15 protein-coding genes are annotated in these 18,007 nt (G+C 49.0%); 8 read left to right on the forward strand and 7 right to left on the reverse strand.

The annotated features are described in order from the left end of the window. Positions 1-55: 55 nt before the first annotated feature. Positions 56-1,807: an acyl-CoA dehydrogenase family protein gene (locus GNT65_RS01425; RefSeq protein WP_160793346.1), complete on the forward strand. Its 1,752-nt coding sequence runs from the start codon at positions 56-58 to the stop codon at positions 1,805-1,807. Between the two features lie 63 nt (positions 1,808-1,870). Here the strand turns inward: GNT65_RS01425 and dacB are convergent, their stop codons facing one another. Next, positions 1,871-3,346, reverse strand: coding sequence for a D-alanyl-D-alanine carboxypeptidase/D-alanyl-D-alanine endopeptidase (dacB, locus tag GNT65_RS01430; protein ID WP_338091750.1), 1,476 nt, complete (start codon positions 3,344-3,346; stop codon positions 1,871-1,873). 103 nt (positions 3,347-3,449) lie between these two features. Beyond that, on the reverse strand, positions 3,450-3,626 hold the full coding sequence (locus GNT65_RS20490; protein ID WP_181006106.1) for a hypothetical protein: 177 nt from the start codon (positions 3,624-3,626) through the stop codon (positions 3,450-3,452). A 242-nt stretch (positions 3,627-3,868) separates the two neighbouring features. Here GNT65_RS20490 and GNT65_RS01435 point away from each other — a divergent pair, with 242 nt between their 5' ends. The 3 genes from GNT65_RS01435 (at position 3,869) to GNT65_RS01445 (ending at position 6,415) form a co-directional block, all read left to right on the forward strand. After that, entirely contained in the window at positions 3,869-4,201 is a 333-nt protein-coding gene (locus GNT65_RS01435) for a DUF1904 domain-containing protein (RefSeq protein ID WP_160793348.1), read from the forward strand. 11 nt (positions 4,202-4,212) lie between these two features. Continuing rightward, entirely contained in the window at positions 4,213-5,526 is a 1,314-nt protein-coding gene (gene pssA / locus GNT65_RS01440; RefSeq protein ID WP_160793349.1) for a CDP-diacylglycerol--serine O-phosphatidyltransferase, read from the forward strand. A gap of 133 nt (positions 5,527-5,659) precedes the next feature. Then, positions 5,660-6,415 (forward strand): tRNA-uridine aminocarboxypropyltransferase, encoded by a 756-nt coding sequence (locus GNT65_RS01445; RefSeq protein ID WP_160793350.1) that lies wholly within the window; start codon positions 5,660-5,662, stop codon positions 6,413-6,415. 371 nt (positions 6,416-6,786) lie between these two features. On the opposite strand, the gene GNT65_RS01450 is transcribed toward GNT65_RS01445, so the two are convergent. From GNT65_RS01450 to GNT65_RS01470, 5 genes are all read right to left on the reverse strand, one after another. Then, positions 6,787-8,115: a Xaa-Pro dipeptidase gene (locus GNT65_RS01450; RefSeq protein WP_160793351.1), complete on the reverse strand. Its 1,329-nt coding sequence runs from the start codon at positions 8,113-8,115 to the stop codon at positions 6,787-6,789. Between the two features lie 88 nt (positions 8,116-8,203). Continuing rightward, the gene (locus GNT65_RS01455; protein WP_160793352.1) at positions 8,204-9,346 is read right to left on the reverse strand and encodes a serine hydrolase domain-containing protein; all 1,143 of its coding nucleotides are present in this window, start codon (positions 9,344-9,346) and stop codon (positions 8,204-8,206) included. Positions 9,347-9,590: 244 nt separating this feature from the next. Continuing rightward, positions 9,591-10,190 carry a response regulator transcription factor gene (locus GNT65_RS01460; RefSeq protein WP_160793353.1) on the reverse strand — a complete coding sequence of 200 codons (600 nt, stop codon included), beginning with the start codon at positions 10,188-10,190 and terminating at the stop codon, positions 9,591-9,593. Then, positions 10,187-12,016, reverse strand: coding sequence for a sensor histidine kinase (locus GNT65_RS01465; protein ID WP_244952064.1), 1,830 nt, complete (start codon positions 12,014-12,016; stop codon positions 10,187-10,189). The genes GNT65_RS01460 and GNT65_RS01465 overlap by 4 nt, the downstream gene beginning before the upstream one ends. Before the next feature lie 276 nt (positions 12,017-12,292). Next, a complete protein-coding gene (locus GNT65_RS01470; protein ID WP_160793355.1) occupies positions 12,293-13,462 on the reverse strand; it encodes an FAD:protein FMN transferase in 1,170 nt (389 codons plus the stop codon). Between the two features lie 193 nt (positions 13,463-13,655). Between GNT65_RS01470 and GNT65_RS01475 the strand changes: the two genes are divergently transcribed. The 4 genes from GNT65_RS01475 to GNT65_RS01490 all read left to right on the forward strand — a co-directional run bounded on the left by GNT65_RS01475 (position 13,656) and on the right by GNT65_RS01490 (position 17,917). Further along, positions 13,656-15,008 carry an FMN-binding protein gene (locus tag GNT65_RS01475; RefSeq protein WP_160793356.1) on the forward strand — a complete coding sequence of 451 codons (1,353 nt, stop codon included), beginning with the start codon at positions 13,656-13,658 and terminating at the stop codon, positions 15,006-15,008. Positions 15,009-15,037: 29 nt separating this feature from the next. Continuing rightward, positions 15,038-16,078, forward strand: a complete 1,041-nt coding sequence (locus GNT65_RS01480; RefSeq protein WP_338091751.1) for a porin — start codon at positions 15,038-15,040, stop codon at positions 16,076-16,078. A gap of 161 nt (positions 16,079-16,239) precedes the next feature. Further along, positions 16,240-16,806, forward strand: a complete 567-nt coding sequence (locus GNT65_RS01485) for a GNAT family N-acetyltransferase (protein ID WP_160793358.1) — start codon at positions 16,240-16,242, stop codon at positions 16,804-16,806. 190 nt (positions 16,807-16,996) lie between these two features. Continuing rightward, positions 16,997-17,917, forward strand: a complete 921-nt coding sequence (locus tag GNT65_RS01490) for a manganese-dependent inorganic pyrophosphatase (RefSeq protein ID WP_160793359.1) — start codon at positions 16,997-16,999, stop codon at positions 17,915-17,917. Positions 17,918-18,007 lie beyond the last annotated feature (90 nt).

Raw genomic sequence — 18,007 nt, forward strand, 5'->3', positions numbered from 1 at the left:
TTCAACTAAGATAGATTAAAACAACCGTTTTAATCTAACGTTTGAGAGAGACAAGATGAACCCATACCAGGCGCCTTTGGCCGACATGAAATTTCTGCTGGAGCGTGTATTTGATGCGCCACAAACTTGGGAAGCGCTCGCTCCCTTGGCCGAGACCGTCTATATGGACACGGCGGCGGCGATCCTCGATGAGGCAGACAAGATCTCTCGGGATCTCATCCATCCTATTAATCGCCCCGGTGATGAGCAAGGCGTTAGCTTTGAAGATGCCAAGGTGATCACACCCGATGGCTATCGCGAGGTGTATGACCAATATGCCGAAGGCGGTTGGATAGGCTTGTGCGGCGATCCTGAGTTTGGTGGCATGGGGATGCCCAAGATGCTAGGCGTCTTAGTTGACGAGATGGCCTACAGCGCCTGTAACGCCTTTACCTTGTATGGCTCCCTTACGGCAGGTGCGGCGCTCTGTATCAATGCCCATGGCAGTGAAGCGCTAAAAGAAAAATATCTGCCTAACCTTTATTCTGGCCAATGGGCCGGCGCCATGGATATGACAGAGCCTCAGGCCGGTTCAGATCTGCGAGGCATACGTACCAAGGCTGTGCCCCAGGAGGATGGTAGCTATCTGATCTCAGGCAGTAAGATTTTTATCACTGGCGGCGATCATGACCTCACCGAAAATGTCATTCATCTTGTACTGGCCAAGCTGCCGGATTCTAACGGCATCTCACTCTTCCTGGTGCCTAAGATCAAAGTGGATGATAACGGCGAGCTTGGCGAAGCAAACGGCGTCACTGTAGGCTCAATCGAACACAAGATGGGACTCAAGGGTTCGGCAACCTGTGTGATGAACTTCGATGATGCCCAGGGGTATCTGATCGGCAAGGCTAACCGCGGTTTAGTTTGCATGTTTACCATGATGAACTATGAGCGCCTGGCAATCGGTATTCAGGGACTAGGTACCTCTCAGGCGGCTTATCAGATGGCCAGCGACTACGCCAAGGAGCGTCTTCAGGGCCAGGCCGCGGGCGGTAGCGACAACGCCAGCGATCCTATTCTGGTACATGGCGACGTGCGCCGTATGCTGATGACCATACGCTGTTACACAGAAGCGGGACGTGCGCTGTCAGTGTATACAGGTCAACAACTGGATCTGGCCAAGCATGCCGAGGGAGAAAAGCAGCAGAAGGCGGCGCGTTATGTTGGCCTGCTTACGCCTGTCGCTAAGGCTTTCTTGAGTGACCGTGGCCTGGATGCTGCCGTGATGGCGCAGCAGGTGTTTGGTGGTCATGGCTATATTCGCGAGACAGGTATCGAGCAGCTGGTACGCGATACCCGCATCGCCCAGATCTATGAAGGCACAAACGGCATTCAAGCCATCGATTTTCTGGGCCGTAAGACCACGGGAGACGATCTGCGCGCATTGACTGAGTTTGTTGCCGAATGTCAAAGTCAGCTTGAGGCAATGACGAATGTCAGCGACGAGCAAAAAGCGCTCATCGAAACGCGTTTCGATGCCTTACTGGCGACGGCTGATACTATTAACGCTAACAAGCTTAGTCAACCCGCCTTGATCAACGCCTGCGCCGTCGATTTCCTCGATGCCTTTGGTCACTTGATTTATGGCTATTTCTGGCTATTGATGGCCGATAAGGCCGCCGATCACCAAGACGCTAGCTTTAGCAAAGCAAAACAACAGCTAGCAGATTTCTATCTTGCCAAGCTGCTGCCTAAGGTGGACTATCACCTGGCGCAGGTTAATGCCGGTGATGCAAGCATCATGGCGATGGCAGACGAGTTATTTTAGTCGTTAACAGAAATATTGCTCTGATGATATATGGAAACGCCTAGGTCATAGACCTAGGCGTTTTTACTTGGCGGTTACTTGCTTTGTTGTTTCACCTTGATCGGTAATTGTCCCTGCAGTGCTTTGTTTAGGTTTGTCGAGCATGCTCTGCAAGAAGAGGGCACTGAAAGGGGCTAGACTCTGCTTTTTACTTTTATGGCTCTGGCCATTTTCCATCACCACGAAGAGTATTTGATGTGTGTCCTCAAGTGTCAGGAATCCGGCTAAGTTGTCTACTCCTTGCATAGACCCCGTCTTGGCAGCCACCTTTTGCATCAGTGGTGGTCGTCGAAATCCCCGCTTATAGGTTAGGGTGCCACTGATGCCTGCAATGGGGAGTAATTCCTTAAGGCTATTTAAATTGTCGTCTTTAGCTATCAAGCTCAACGTCTGTGCCAGCTGCTTAGCCGAAATCAGGTTGTAGCGGGAAAGGCCTGAGCCGTCGATGATCTGTGAATGAGTCAGATCTATCCCTTCAGCCGTGAGTATTTCTTTAACTGCCTTGGCGCCGGCATTAAAGCTCTCTGGCACCTTGTAGTAGTGGGCTCCTACCGTCTTAAACAAACTGTCGGCGATCAGGTTGTCGGAATCGAGCAGCATGGTGCTAAGCAGTTCGCTAAGCGCGGCTGATCTATGTGTGACTAGGGGGCGTAATCCATAAGGGGGCTGATGAGCGATGGCCACATCGCCTTTGATTTGGATGTTTGCACTCTTAAACATTCGCGCGAGCATCTGCTTGGCGTAGAGCTCTGGGTCATCCACCGCAATGGCAAGGTTAAGTGGCTTGTCTCCCGGATAACAGCCACTGATATGATAATGATTGTCTGGAAGTCTGGCTAAATTCAGCTCGCAGAAAGGCTTCTTCTGCGTCTTATCAAACACCGCTGTGGTTGATACCTTGATGGGCAGGTAGCGAGGAAAACTCAAACGGCTGGCATTACTCGCCAGTTTCGGCTTTAGCTGACCCTTAACGCAATTTTGATTGACGATAAAACGTGAGACTGGCGCGGCGTAGCAGATGCCGAGATCGTCCCAGACCCAACCCGGAGCACGGGTCTGCTCCCGGTCTTGGCCAACGAGTAAGAGATTTCCCCTAATCGTATGAATGCCTGAGTCTTTTAAGGCCTTTATCATCGCCCTTAGATCATCTGTGGTTAACGTAGGATCGCCGCTAAAGCTCAGATAGAGATCGCCATTCAGTCTGCCACTAGTGTGCACTGCCTTAGTCGAGAATTGGCTGATAAAGTGAAACTCATCGCCTAGCACCCGCTGCGCAGCCACAGCGGTTAATAGCTTCTGGGTACTGGCAGGCAATAAGAGGGTGTCGGCATTGTGCTGATAGAGTACCTCTTTGGTGGTTAGATCCTGTGCATAAACCGCTAACTGGGAGTGGGGCGGCGCTATTACTGCCAAGAGATTGTCGTAATAGTCCTGGCTGGCTGTCACTTCAATGTTAGCGGCAGTTGCTGCTAAGGGGGAGACCAACAAAGTGGCTAGCACATAGGCTAGCCTCTTAGTCATATATCGGGGAAGAGGAGTAAGCCCTCGGATCAATCTAGTATACATAAGCGGTTAATTACATCCTTGTCTGCGGTACACTTGGCTAATCGTCTGCCTTAGGATCATCTTTTTCCATCAAGCGGTATAAACGCAGGGTGACGAATAGCACTAAGACAATAAAAAGTGGCAGCACCAGAATGCCCAACTGGGTTTTAAAATGAAAGATGCCCCAGGCCATGAGTAGGGTTAATCCCAGAGTGAGAAGGATGGTTTTATTCATGCTGAAAGCTAACCAATGAAAGAATGAATGACAGATAAGCTTATTGTAAGGTGTTTTACGCCTAATGTCGGTGAGTTAAACAAGAATTAAGATCAAGGATGCAAAAGTTTGTGCTTTAACCGCTGATTCTGCTTAATTTTAGCTCGGTTTATCCCATGAGCGACTGACAACAACAGAAAACCCTTGCCCCAAACCCGGTAAATGGGTAATTTCTACCCCTTGAGATTTGGGAAGGAACCAGTATGCCACACATTCGTATGCGCGGTTTACCGCAAGAGGCGGTAGCTAGTATCAGTGAGACATTACTCGATGAGTTAGCAAGTCAGTGCCAGATAAAGGCCGACGGCTTTACCCTAGACTGGGTGCCAAGCGTCAGTTATCGAGCCGGTAAGGTCGATAAGACCTTCGTGCAAGTCGAAGTGCTTTGGTTTCCTAAAGACCCCGAAATTCGTCACGCAGTAGAGCAGATCATTCGTCAGGCTGTATTAACGGCTTACTCGCCTGAAAAGCATATCTCAATCATGTTTATGGCACTCACGCCACAATGCTACTACCGTGATGGGCAGCATTTTTAAAGGAGGATACCTTGCTGGATAAGCTAGGTGGAATTGCGTTACCGACCGACGCCATACGTTGGTTACTAACGCCTGCGGCGCTTAAGGCCGAACTACTCAAACAGATCGCTAACGCAAAACGGGCGATAACCCTGGCCGCACTCTATCTCGAAGATGATGAGGCGGGCAGGGAGATATTGGCAGCGCTGATGGCGGCCAAGGCAGCCCGACCTGAACTAGATATCACCGTCTTGGTGGATTTTCATCGTGCTCGACGCGGGCTTATCGGCCATAAGGGTGACGGTGGTAATTACCTCATGTACCAGAAGGTGGTTAATTCGGCAGAGCACCCAATCAATATTCTCGGTGTGCCGGTAAAGTCTCGCGAGTTTATGGGGGTGCTTCACCTAAAAGGCTTCATTTTCGACGACACTGTCATCTTCAGTGGTGCAAGCCTGAATAACATCTATCTGCATCAAGGCGAGAAGTATCGTTTCGATCGTTATCACGTGATCGAATCTGCGCCGCTCGCCGAATCGATGCGTCAGATGATCATGGAGTTTATCGTCAGTGATAGAGCCGTGACCTCGCTCACTCAAGATAAGCGCACAGAGCTGTTACCCGAGAAGAATGACGTTCGCAGCCTGAAACAGCGGCTTGCCAAGGCCAAGTATCGTTTCTCGGCGACCAAGACGGGGAATCGCGTCACGCCAGTGGTTGGGCTAGGTCGCAAGAAGAACAAGCTGAACAAGTTGGTGATCGACCTGGTGGCCCAATCACAACAGAAGCTATTTATCTGTACGCCTTATTTTAATCCGCCTTATATTCTATCCAGAGCCCTGGCTAAGCACCTTCGTAAGGGTAAGCGTATTGACATAGTGGTCGGTGATAAGACGGCAAATGACTTCTATATTCCACCTGAAGAGACTTTTTCGACCATTGGGGCCTTGCCATACATGTATGAGCAGTCGCTGCGTAAGTTTGCCAAGCGTCAGCAGTGGGCCATCGATGCCGGTCTGTTAAACATCCATCTGTGGAAGCATGATCGCAATAGCTATCATCTTAAAGGGATTAGCGCCGACGATCGCCAACATCTCATTACCGGCTCTAACCTTAACCCAAGGGCCTGGGCGTTAGATCTTGAAAATGGTTTGCTACTGCAGGATGACACCCAAGCCTGGACCGAGCAGTTCAAGCAGGAACAGGAGCACATTCTCGAACATACCGAACGTCTCTACCACTATAGCCAGATAGAGACACTGAACAACTATCCTAAGGCGGTGCGAAAGATCATGAATCGGATCCGGCGACTGAGGGCAGACTTCCTACTACGCCGCATCTTATGATGTGAGAAGGTAAGGTTAAAGGCGAGCCTCATGGCTCGTCTTTTTAATTTGTATACCATCGGCTCGATTCTCAGCGCTAAACTTATCAGTGTAGTCAGGCGATGAGTAGGGCTAATTTTTAATAGGTTTTCCAATGACACTTCCACCCCATGCGGTTCACCAGCGTTATCAGTATCGCAAGGCGATCTCTACCCGGCCCTATAACGCGCGAGGGAAGAATATCGAGCGCTGCGAAGCCTGTCTGTTGGCGCAGCGCTATTGCACCTGTGATACCCGTCGATTGCTGCAATCCCAGGTGAGCTTTCTGTTGGTCATGTATGACGACGAAGTGTTAAAGCCAAGCAACTCGGGGCGCCTGATTGCCGATCTGATCCCAGATACCCATGCTTATATCTGGGATCGCACAAGGACTAATCGCAAGCTCTTAGGGCTACTCGATTCAAGCGAATATCAGCCTTATCTGGTTTTCCCCAGCGAATATGCCACGCCATCGCAGGCCGTGGTGCCCGATGTAGCGCTGAAAACACGATTAGCCACAGATACCAAGCGGCCGCTGTTTGTGCTACTCGACGGTAGCTGGCGTGAGGCGATAAAGATGTTTAATAAGAGTGGTTATCTACAGCAGCTACCTATGCTCTCGTTTGCACCAGACGCCGCCGCTCGATATGGTCTGCGGAAGGGGAGTCGTGACTTTCAGCTCGGAACGGCAGAGGTGGCGAGCCTGGTGCTTAGTGCGGCGGGTGAAGCACAAAATGCGACCAGCCTTTCTGCCTGGTTTTCGCTTTTTATCGAATCATCCCTCTATAGCCGTAGCCGAAAGAGCCCTAAGGATCTTGCGCCGCTGGACAATCTTAAAGCCGAGTTTCTAGATACATTGGGTGGGGAATAAGCATGGTGTTTTGCGCCTTGGGCATTATTTACTTATAGTGAAGATAGGGGCCGTATGCTATGGCCCCAAAAATAGCGCAAGTATCTGACAGATTAAGGAGTGGCTATGTTACGTATCATGTTGCGTAGTATTACATTTGGCGGCCTTTTACTGTTACTCGCCAGCTTTTCACCAAGCACCACGCTCGATAGCTCTAGCGACTATGTCGCCGCAGCGCCGCTAAGTTATAAATCGCTAAGTTATAACAGGTACCAGGCCATCTATTTTTGTAAGCAAAATCGCTGGGCCTTCTGCCAAAGTTGGGGTGAGCTGAGCGTAACACGCCTCGCCTGATTGGCCCAGACTGTCTACAGGCAGTCTAGGCCTTGTCATTAACGCTTATAGATAACGCCATCCTTCATCACAAATCTCACTCGTTCCATCACAGAGATATCCGCTAACGGGTCGTCGTCTACCGCTATGATATCGGCATAGAAGCCCGGCTTAAGCTGGCCCAGGCTATCTTGTTTAAGCAGGGCGGCACTGTTAATGGTGGCTGCTTGTAGCGCCTGGGTGGGTGTCATGCCAAAAGTCACCATGCGGGCGAACTGTTTACCGTTGTCTCCGTGGGGATAGATGGCGGCATCAGAGCCAAATACCATTCGGGCTCCGGCCAAGGTCGCGCGTCTGAAGCTGTCGCGCTGAGCCTTAGAAACCTGCTTCTCTTTCTCTATGTTTGCCTGTGGCACTCCGTTAGCTTCGCCATAGGCCAGCGTGTATTCGGTATTGTAGATATCACAGGAGAGATAGGTGCCGGCCTTGACCGCCATCTTAATCGCCTCTTTGTCCATGAAGCTGCAATGCTCTATGCTATCTATCCCTGCGCGAATGGCGGCCTTGATGCCATCGGTACCGTGGGCATGAGCGGCGATCACCAGGCCGCGTCTATGGGCTTCCTCGGCGGCCGCGCCCAACTCCTCTTCGCTATATTGTTGTACGCCGACCTTAGTCCCCTTGGAAAACACGCCGCCGGTAGCGCAAACCTTGATCGCATTGGCGCCATATTTGATGTTCTCACGCACCTTTTGTCTCACGGCCCAAGGACCGTCGGCGACACCACCGGCAACGCTATGCCTCTCGGGTGGGGCGAAGTTATCGTCACAATGTCCGCCTGTGATACTCAGTGCATGACCTACCGCCCAGATCCTCGGCCCAGGGATCTCTCCGGCATCTATGGCATCGCGGGTGGCTATGACTGAGTACCCCGAGGCGCCGAGATCTCGAACCGTGGTAAACCCTGCCATCAGGGTACTACGTGCATTTTTAACCGCCTTCACTGTCTGTCTTGGGATAGAGTAGTTCATCGACTCGAGAAAATTGTCTTCGGCATCACCAGAGAGGTGAACATGCATATCCATGACCCCGGGTAGCAGGTATTTATCTTCGAGGTTAACTAGCCTATAAGCCGTTTGATCATCAATCTCGCCCCGGTTGCCGACAGAGACTATCTTATTGTCCCGTACCACTATGGCGGCATCTTCAATGGTTTTACCCTTAGCAACATCCACGTATCCCTTGGCAAGTAGTAGCGTATCTTGTGCTTGTGATACGGCAGGCAAGCATAGCGTAAACGCCACTCCCGTCAGAGATTTTAATAACGGCTTACTTTGAGAAGGGGTAAGAGTGTGCTGAAAGCGATACTTAAGGCGCCAGCTGATCATAGAGTTTCTTTATAGTTATTAGTGGTTCACGGACAAACCATCTTAATCTACAAAGGAGATGAATGACGAGCAAGCATAAATGGAAGAGTTAGCTGGCTTGCTGGTCGAATACCCGCTGCCAGAACTCGGCGCCCAGGGAACTGATAACCCGTGACTCGCCATTTAGCAAGATGGCGATACCTAGATCTAGTTCCGGCGAATAGGCCACTTCGGTGACATAACCGGCCACCCAGCCAGCGTGGTAGATAAGACGATGGCCTGCAAATTGATAGATCCGCCATCCCTTACCATAGTGTGCATCATCGAGAAATGGCTTCCAATCGCGGCGTCTCAGTTCCTTAGTGGTGCGCACGCCTGGCGTGGTGACATCTTCGAGTACCAAAGGGGAGATTACATTGGGTTCATGGCCAAGGTTGGCCATAAGCCATCTCGCCATATCCTTGATGCTGGCATTCACGCCGGCCGCTGGCGCAAGTTGATAGTAGTTAGGTTTTACCTTGACCTGTTTGAAACCATGTTTGGTCTTAATGTGAGGCTCGGCGCGATTACGAGTCTGATTAAAGGCTTCATAGCCGATAGAGGCCGTCTTCATCTTAAGGGGCGTAAAAAGACGCTCTGCGATCAATTGTTCATAGGCTTTGCCGCTCTCCTGCTCAATGGCTTGCTCGATGAAGGAGAAGGCCACGTTTTGATAGCTGTAACAGACACCGGGAGGGCAGATGGGAGTCAGCTCGGCAAATTTGGGAATGATCTTGTTTAGCTTAACATTAGCGTTTACCAGGTTATCGTAACTATTTGGCATCAGGCCCGTGCTTTGGCCAATGACATGGCCTAGGGTGATAACTCGACTATCGGCAGGCTTTGCCAGGGAGAACTCTGGAAGGTATTGATTGATCGGTTGCTGCCAGCTGAGTTTATGTTCGTGTACCAGTTGACTGGCTAAGGTGCCGGCAAAGGTTTTCGATACCGATGCCAGGCGAAACACGGTATCGGCATTAACCTTCTTACCACTGCCCTGACGGCGTTTCCCGTAGGTATCCAGGGTGATGATGTTTTCGCCCTGAACAATCACAAAAGCGCCGCCAGGTACCTTGTTTTGTTTGAGTTGTTTGTGAAAATTTTGCTGAAAACTTTTACCTATGTTTTGGTAAGACTGCGCCCAAGCCGGGGCATTGAGAAGGAGTGCGCAGCAGCACACGGCGAGAGAGGAAAGGGCCGTTTTTAAAGACATTAATGGGCTACCCGAATAAGCTAATTGTTTATACTAGTTGTTATTGCGACGTCAAAGTCGTGTCAAATTATGGATAAATGTCACGACTTTGACGCCCAAGCCATACTAACTAAAGCGGGAAAAAGATGTAAGCCAGGTTCGCTCATTTCCCATTACAACGGCTAAGGATTAACCGCCTCATAAATGATAGGGCGTTTTTCATACACTTTCTGGATACGGATTTCTTCAAAAGATGAAAACAATCTTAGGGTTTAGTTATCGCCATTAAATAAGCGAGCTCGGCGACATTATTCACCTGCATCTTCTGCATCACTTTTTGGCGATGGAGTTCGACGGTTCGCTGCGCCACATTCAGTTCGGCGGCGATGATCTTATTGAGCTTACCGGCTAACACATAGGTCATTACCTCCTGTTCCCTCGGAGTCAACAAGGCTAGTCGCTGAATAATACTCAGCTTGAGCTGCTGGCGCTTAAAAGCATCTTCAGTCGTTTCACTAGCCTTTTTCAATAAGCTTAATAGCTTGTCACCATCGGCGGGTTTCTCCAAGAAGTCCATGGCACCCTCTTGTATCGCCTGTACGGCCATAGAGATGGTGCCATGACCCGTTAGCATGATGACACTAAGGGGGCTCTCTTGTTGGTGAATTCGTCTTAACAGTTCCAGTCCATCTATACCCGGCATCTGGATGTCTAAGATGGCCACGCCAGCTTGTTTAAGGTCGACTTTCGCCAGAAAACTATCCGCGCTTAAAAAGGTTTCCGGTTTATAGCCCATCCCCTCAAGCATCCAATTGAGGGAGTCTAATACGTCTTGATCGTCATCGACTAGGTATAGCCTACTCATTTTGTCTCCGTTAGGGGCAGGGTTAGGACTATGGATAGGCCCATGTTGAAACGGGGAAAGTGGCTATTGAGATCCCGCTCTATGACATCTGCCGCTGTCAAGGTTTGATTGTTAAATGCTTGTATTGTGCCGCCATGTTCCTCGACGATACGTTTGCACACCACCATACCCAGCCCTAAGCCATTAGCCTTAGAGGTTTCAAAGGGAAAGAATAGGCGCTTTAGTGCGGTTTCACTCAGGCCTGTACCGGCATCGCTGAAGGTGATGATGGCGTTAGCCGAGTCGTTGCTAATGGCTATAGCCAGTCGCGGATCAGGACTGGTTTCCATGGCATCTAAGGCGTTGCGCAGCAGGTTGACAAATACTTGCTGCATTAGACTTGCGTCAACGTTAACCGTCAATGGCCAGAGGAACAGCTGTGGTTTTAGGTCAATGCGATTGAAATCTGGCTGCATCAGATTGAGGGTATCTTCTATAAGCTCCTTAAGATCGCATGCTTCATAGACACTGGGCTGTTGGCAGAACTGGCGAAAGCGCTTTACGGTATTTTGCGCGCGATCGACCTGTTGCAACATCTTGGTTAGCGCCTGCCTTAATTCGGATTGATTATCGCCGAGTCGATAGATGCTTCCTTGTGCCAAATATCGGATGCCGGCTAGCGGCTGATTGACTTCGTGGGCAATGCCTGAGGCCATCTCTCCGGTCAATAGGATTCGTTGGGCGCGATAAAACTGTTTCTGCTGTTCAAACAGCGCCTTTTGAGTGTTCTTGTGTTGGGTCATCTCATCACTTAACGCCTGGGTACGTTTGATGACCAGGCGTTTTACCCTTAGATGGTGAAAGTAACCCAAGAGTAAGATGACGGCAATAACTAGCGCCCAGGGGATGGCCCTCTCGACCAGGCGCTGCCAATTTGTGACGAAAGGCCAACGTTCCAGGCGCTTAAGGAGGTTAAATACCTGGCTATCTTCAACGGGAACAGACCAAGCTCGGTAGCGACCAAGCTTGGCTTCTGTGTCTAGTTCATCGATATCGAGCAGTGAACGGACTATTTGACGGGCAATTTGATGGTCCGTATTACCTAACTTAGAGAAGGCATAACCAGGGTAGAGGGAACCTGAAGTCTGACATTCAAACCCGGGGTGAACCTGAGGTAACAGTACATGAAGTTGACCTACTTCAAGCCTTCCTTGCGCGATTGCCGATTCGAGTACACAACTCGGTAAGATGGCCACATCTGCGCTGCCCTTAACTATGTGGTCGAGTAACTTATCTTGGGGAAAGCCGACAAACTCGAGGTGTTTGAGATCCTTAAATGGGTTAATCCCCCGATTGATCAGCTCGCCGGCGAAGATTTGAAAGCCACCGAAGGCATTAGGGTCGGAAGAGATTAACTTGCGCTGCTTAAGATCTTTCAGGCCATTGATTTCAAGCGACTCCCTGGCAATTAACGCCGTACCAACAGCCTGTTCAGGGTTAGCATGCTTTAGTGGCACCAGGGTGAGCAAGTGACTGACGCCATAGTCTTTCTTTAGCGCTACTGTGATTAGCGCGTTACCTATGATGAAATCTAGGGCATTCTTTGACACTCTCTCTACCAACTCATCAGGCCTAAGGGGAATTAAGACCAACTCGATGCCTGTTTGTGCCGATACCCTGGATAGAGAGGGCGCCCAACGTTGATAGACCACATCGGGATCGGCAAAGGCGAGGGCGCCAACCGTATATTTTCGCTTCTCCTCACCGTAATCTTGGCGAGTGCCGTCGCTCGCTTCTGCAAGATCAGCTTGGCAGATAAACCCGAAGAGCAGGAGAGCAACACTCAAGATAATACGCTTTGCTTGCTCTAGTACCTTTAGGCCAATACGGGTTCCTCGTCTAAGGTAAACTTGACGCTCAATCTCTAAAGTACTGCTATTAGACCAGGGAAATTTCATAGGCTCATCTTGGGGTTAAACGCTGGGCTAATTATGACTCATTATTTTATGAACTCTTAATACTTGTTCGGCTATGGTGATCTTGTTCACAACAGCGATAAATTTGCGGAAAACCACTATAGCCATTTAAAAATAAATAAGGAGACTTTATTAAATCTTGTGTATTTAAAACTTGTATTTATTAAAGTTCGCAGACTTTATTTTGTCGCCCTGCTTGTTCAAATACCAAGCCGCTTCAATCCATGGGTGATCATTTACATATTTAAGCCCTTGTTCAACCGGCATTAAAAATAACATGGTCGAGATGATATCGGCGTATATGTGGTGACTCGATAATATTACGGTTACCGCCACACCCTCTTTTTCCGGATAGAGGGTATTTGGATCGATAATATGATGGTACTGCTTGCCATTAACCTCGAAGTACCTTAAATAGTTGCCACTGCTGACAACAGTAAGGTTCTCACCAGCGATGACCTCATGGTAGAGTCCTTCCTGAGTCTGGCATTTCTCCAGGGTATATTCACTCTGTTTACAGACAGGATCTTCAATCGCGGTAATAAAGCTGCGTCCGCTGGGATGCTCTCCGTAGTGCCGAATGTTGCCCCCGGCATTAATCACGAATGCCTCTGCACCGTCACGCCTGAGTTGATCAAAGAGCTTTTCTACCATCCAACCTTTGGCGATTCCGCCAAGATCAATACTCATTCCGTCAGCCATGGTAATGGTATGGTTCTGCCTGTCTAAGGTGATGTTACTTATGTCTACATATCGTGCGGCTTGGCGCAATGAGTGCTCGCTAGGCAGTTCACATTCCCCTGGTGTCTCTTGACATAAAAAACGTTTTTTTCGCCAGAGACTGATAACGGGGGACAGCGCCACATTAAAGTAGCCCTGGCTCTCCTGATGCCAATCGATAGAGGTCGCTATCAAATCAGTGAGTTGGGGATCGATATGATGGGTGAGCGTAGGCGCCTGGTTTATCGTCTTGACGTTAGTGACATGGGGATATGCGGCATAGTTTGAGGCAAGATAGTGGTAATCCTGTATTACAGCTAGGGCATTACACAGTATGGCCTCGGCCTGCTCGCTGGCAGTTTGGTAGAGGGTAATGTTGATGGAGGTACCAAAATAGCTCAAGGTTGTCAGTGTGGCGCGATCTTTCTCGATATTAATGAGTGCGTTATCATCGCAGGGATAAAATTGGGCCAGCACCTTAGATGAATACTTCTCTTTCGCCAAATGAAAGTGCTGGCTTTCGTTGTCTAAGCCTTGTTCGGTCGCTTTGCATTGTAGAGAAACAGCCAAGAAAATTAGTAACAGTGTCTTTTTCATTGCGCTAAATAATAAGTGGTGGATAATTAATTATTAGCCTGCAAAGGCTTTGGATAAATCACATTTATATTATTTTGTTAACTGGTTCAAAGTTATTAACTCTCATCAATTAAACTGCGGTTTTCCGTAGTTGCCGCCAATTATTCAATGTTTATGCTGATAATTAACTTTATGCTGTACAGGTAATAAAATAATGGCTAAGTCCAAAAAAATTAAAAAGAGTCTTATCGTTTCCACGATAGGTTTAGCGACGCTTACGGCCCTGGGGTGTGCCTCTCAGGCTACACAGGGTAAGTATGTCGATGGTGTTCATCAGGTACAGGCAAAAGGTAAGAAGAGTCAAATTGTTTTAGAGGTGACGGTGGAACAAGGCGAGATAGTCGACATGAAGACTAAGTCCCACAAAGAAACCGAGTCGCTCTATCTGAATGCCGAACGCCTGCTTCCTAAGATTGTTAAAAATAACGGTCATGAAGGCATAGATGCAGTCTCTGGAGCGACCTATTCATCTAACGGCATCCTGAAGGCGGTCAATGACCTGCCACGCAGTAACGGCATTCAGCCAAAGTATGTGGCTGTGGGAGCGAAAGATACTCTGGGGGACGATGATTTTAAGCTTAAGTGGTCGATTCAACCCAAATTGGGCTTGCTAGTGGGCGACTATTACTATGAGGAGGCAAGGTTTCGTCAGGGTCACATGGGTAGCATGACCATAGTGACAGACAGTCAGGATAGAAATGACGTTATCTTGGCCGAATTTAACGAAAGTGGGCGTCCTAACTACTATACCCGCTTGTATCAAGATGTGCCTAAGCGTATGTCCGAGTACAACTTCTCTATGGGTAAGAAGAAGGGGACGGCATGGGTACAGTCGGCGTTGACGATGGAAAAGCTCATGGTCGAACAGAATAAGCTGACCTTCGAGCCCAACCCAAATCATGACCCCAAGCTAGCCAATAAGCTAAAAGAACCTAATCGCCTCAAATATTTAGGTATAGATATTGTTGCGGGTGCATCAAACAGCATTCAACAATCTATGATCCCGTTAACCGCAAAGATTCATCATCGCATTCATACCGACGGCAGTTCACTGAAGTTCTATCAGCTTGCCGAGAAAGTGCTAGATGAGAAGGGACAGTGGACGGGAATAACGGCCATGTTACGACTCGTGGTGGACCCTGGCACCAAGCAGATCGTCAAGGCCCATTTCGATGAGATCTTCGCCGATGAAAAGGCGCAGATACAGGATGCGTCACTGAAGAAATTCTATCGACAATCTAAATATGACTCTATCCATTACTCTGAGCCAGCGCGCATAGGTTTCAATGTCATGGTAGATGCCCTCAATGTACACCTACAGTCCGGCGGTTCACTGTTTGACATCAATGACCTGCCGGCGACTGGCGATACAGGTAACTACGCCGCCACCGGATTCACCAAACGTTCTAGCTCGTGGGACCTCTATCTAGGCCAGGCCGAGAAGCTCTATCACAAGATGCGCCAAGATGGCGTGATCGCCCAGCACAAGCATCCCGCTTCTAAATAACAACACTTAGCTTAAAAGAGATGATGATCATGAAAACTTTCACATTAACATTATTAGCCAGTAGCCTGTTTGTCGCACCTCAGGTCATAGCCGGAGAACTAGTCGATTTTTATGGCCGACTCGATTACTCGGTAACTCATTCCGATAGTGGCAGTGCGACCCATAGCGGTAAAAGCGGTACTATTCTTGAGAATAACTTCAGCCGTATTGGTGTTAAAGGCCAGACAGGGTTAGTCGCAGACTGGTCGCTATTTTACAAAATCGAGGTTGGGGTTAACGGCGCCTCCCAAGATAAAGCTAACAAGCCTTTTTCTGCCCGTCCGACTTTTATCGGCTTTAAGCATCCACAGGCGGGTCAGTTAGCAATCGGGCGCATTGACCCTGTGTTCAAAATGAGTAAAGGTTTTGCCGATGCGTTTGACAACTATAGTCTAAAGCATGATCGCCTAATGCCTGGTGATAAGCGTCACGGTGACTCGCTAGAATACAAGAGTCCTAAGTGGAACAAGCTGCAATTGGGTGTGAGTTACCTGATGGAAGACAACTACTTTAACGACTCTGATCTGCGTAAGGATAACGGTAACTATCAAATTGCAGTGACCTATGCAGATAAGTTCTTTAAAGCGAGTGACTTTTATTTTGGCATCGCCTATTCAGACGGTATTGAAGACATAAAAGCGACCCGATTCGTCGGACATGTTAAGTTCGATAACCTAAAGCTAGGCACCATTATTCAACAAACTGAACTCGTTAACCCTACTAAGCCACATTATCAAGAGCGCGATGGTGTCGGTTACATCCTTAGCGCAACCTATCAGATCGAACAGCTGTTGTTGAAGGCCCAATTCGGTAGCGATGATTCGGGTACGGGCAAAATTGCGGGTCGTGTGTACGACGCGCTGGGCGAGTCGGCCTTAGTCGTGCCTGAGGTCTCACAATGGGCGGTTGGCGCAGAGTACCGTTTATCTAAATCTGCTCGTATCCACACTGAAATCGGTCAATTTGATGTGAAGCAGTATGAAGACTTTGATGACACTGTCGTGAGCTTAGGTTTCCGTTACGACTTCTAGTTTACAGCCTATTAAAATGCCCCCCCCGGCGCATGGATGCGCCATTATCGACCCACCTCGTTTATTTTCCCTTCATTGCGCCGCGACCTTGCTGGCGCTATTCAAAAGTGGCTATCATAGCTAGCTGACTAAGATGAAAAGCAATAATAACAAGGAGTCCCATGCAAATCGAAAATAGTGAGCGTTTACGCTATGAGCCGGTCACCAAAGAAGATGCGCAGCTATTATTTGACCTCAACCAAGATCCCGAGGTGATGCGCTACATCAATGGCGGCAAGCCATCGACCATGGCAGAAATTAATGACTTTTTTATCCCTCGTATAGAAGGCTTTACCAACAATGATACCGGGTGGGGGCTTTGGAAGGTCACCACGCTAGCCTCCAAATCTGGACTTAGCAACACCTATATCGGGTGGATCTTGGTGCGGCCGATGGATTTTTATACCAATAACCCGAAAACAGCAGATCTTGAGGTGGGCTGGCGCTTCACCCAGGCCAGTTGGGGCAAGGGCTATGCCACAGAAGCTGCCAAAGCCGTCTGCAAGGCGCTAGTTGTACATGCAAGTGCCATCGAAAAGCCCATTACCCATTTCAGTGCCATCGCCGAACCGGCCAACTCTGGCTCGATAAACATCATGACCAAACTCGGCATGAAATATATTAAAAACGATAGCGTCGAAACACCTGAGGGGGAGGTAGAGGTGGTGCTATACCGCATGTCTGTTTAGGCATGAAGACTCGATAGGGATATGAGGTTAGCTAGTTAATGGATAAGGGCGAGATGAAGAGCTTGTCAGGTCCCACAATTATCTTGAACCCCTGCATTAGACTAGCGTCTAACCAATTAAAGGCAGGGGATTAATGTAAATTGATTTTCCTTTTGGTAAAATGCCGCAAAATTTATTGTGAGAGTTAACTATGCCAATGTACGTTGTGGGTCATAAGATCCCAGATTCAGATTCAATTTGTGGTGCCATCGCGCTGGCTTATCTTAAGAATCAAATCGGCGAAGAAGCCATCGCCGCACGATTGGGTGAACCTTCACCAGAGACTGCCTTTATTCTGGAGCGCTTCGGTTTTGAGGCGCCTATGTATAAAGAGCACTATGCTGGCGAGCAGGTCTATATCGTCGATCACTCCGAGCTGACTCAGGCACCGGACGATATCGCCGAGGCAACCATTGTCGGTATCGTTGATCATCACAAGCTAGGCGATCTAACCACTTCTACGCCTCTCGAGTGTTGGATCCGTCCCGTGGGTTGTAGTAACACAGTGATCAAGATGATGTACGACTTCTACAATGTCGAGATCCCGAAAGATATCGCCGGCATCATGATGTGTGCCATCCTGAGCGATACCGTGATCTTCAAGTCGCCAACTTGTACCACTGCCGACATTAAGTGTGTCGAGGCCCTGGCAGAGATCGCCGGCATCGAAGACTACAAGGCGCTGGGTATGGATATGTTCAAGGTTAAATCGGCTGTCGAAGGCACGCCGGTACGCGATCTCGTGATGCGCGACTTTAAAGACTTCAACATGAATGGCAACCTGGTTGGTATTGGCCAACTTGAGGTGATCGACCTGTCTGTGTTCGATCAGGTTAAGGCCGAACTCGAAGCCGATATCGCCGCACTTAAAGAAGAAGGCAAGCGTCATAGCGTACTACTGCTGCTGACAGATATCATGAAAGAAGGCTCTGAGGTATTAGTGGTTTCTGATGATGCAGACTTGACTGAGCGTGCCTATGGCAAGGCTAGCGAGAATGGTCGTGTCTGGTTAGATGGCGTACTCAGCCGTAAGAAGCAGGTGGTTCCACCGCTGCAAGAAGCCTTCGCTTAATTGCGTTAGCTAATCGCTCGTCGTAAGCGAATTAAAAAAGCCGGTCTAGAACCGGCTTTTTTATTGATAAATGGTTGAAGCCAACGAATT

Source organism: Shewanella insulae (genome assembly GCF_009831655.1).
Classification (GTDB): Bacteria; Pseudomonadota; Gammaproteobacteria; order Enterobacterales; family Shewanellaceae; genus Shewanella; species Shewanella insulae.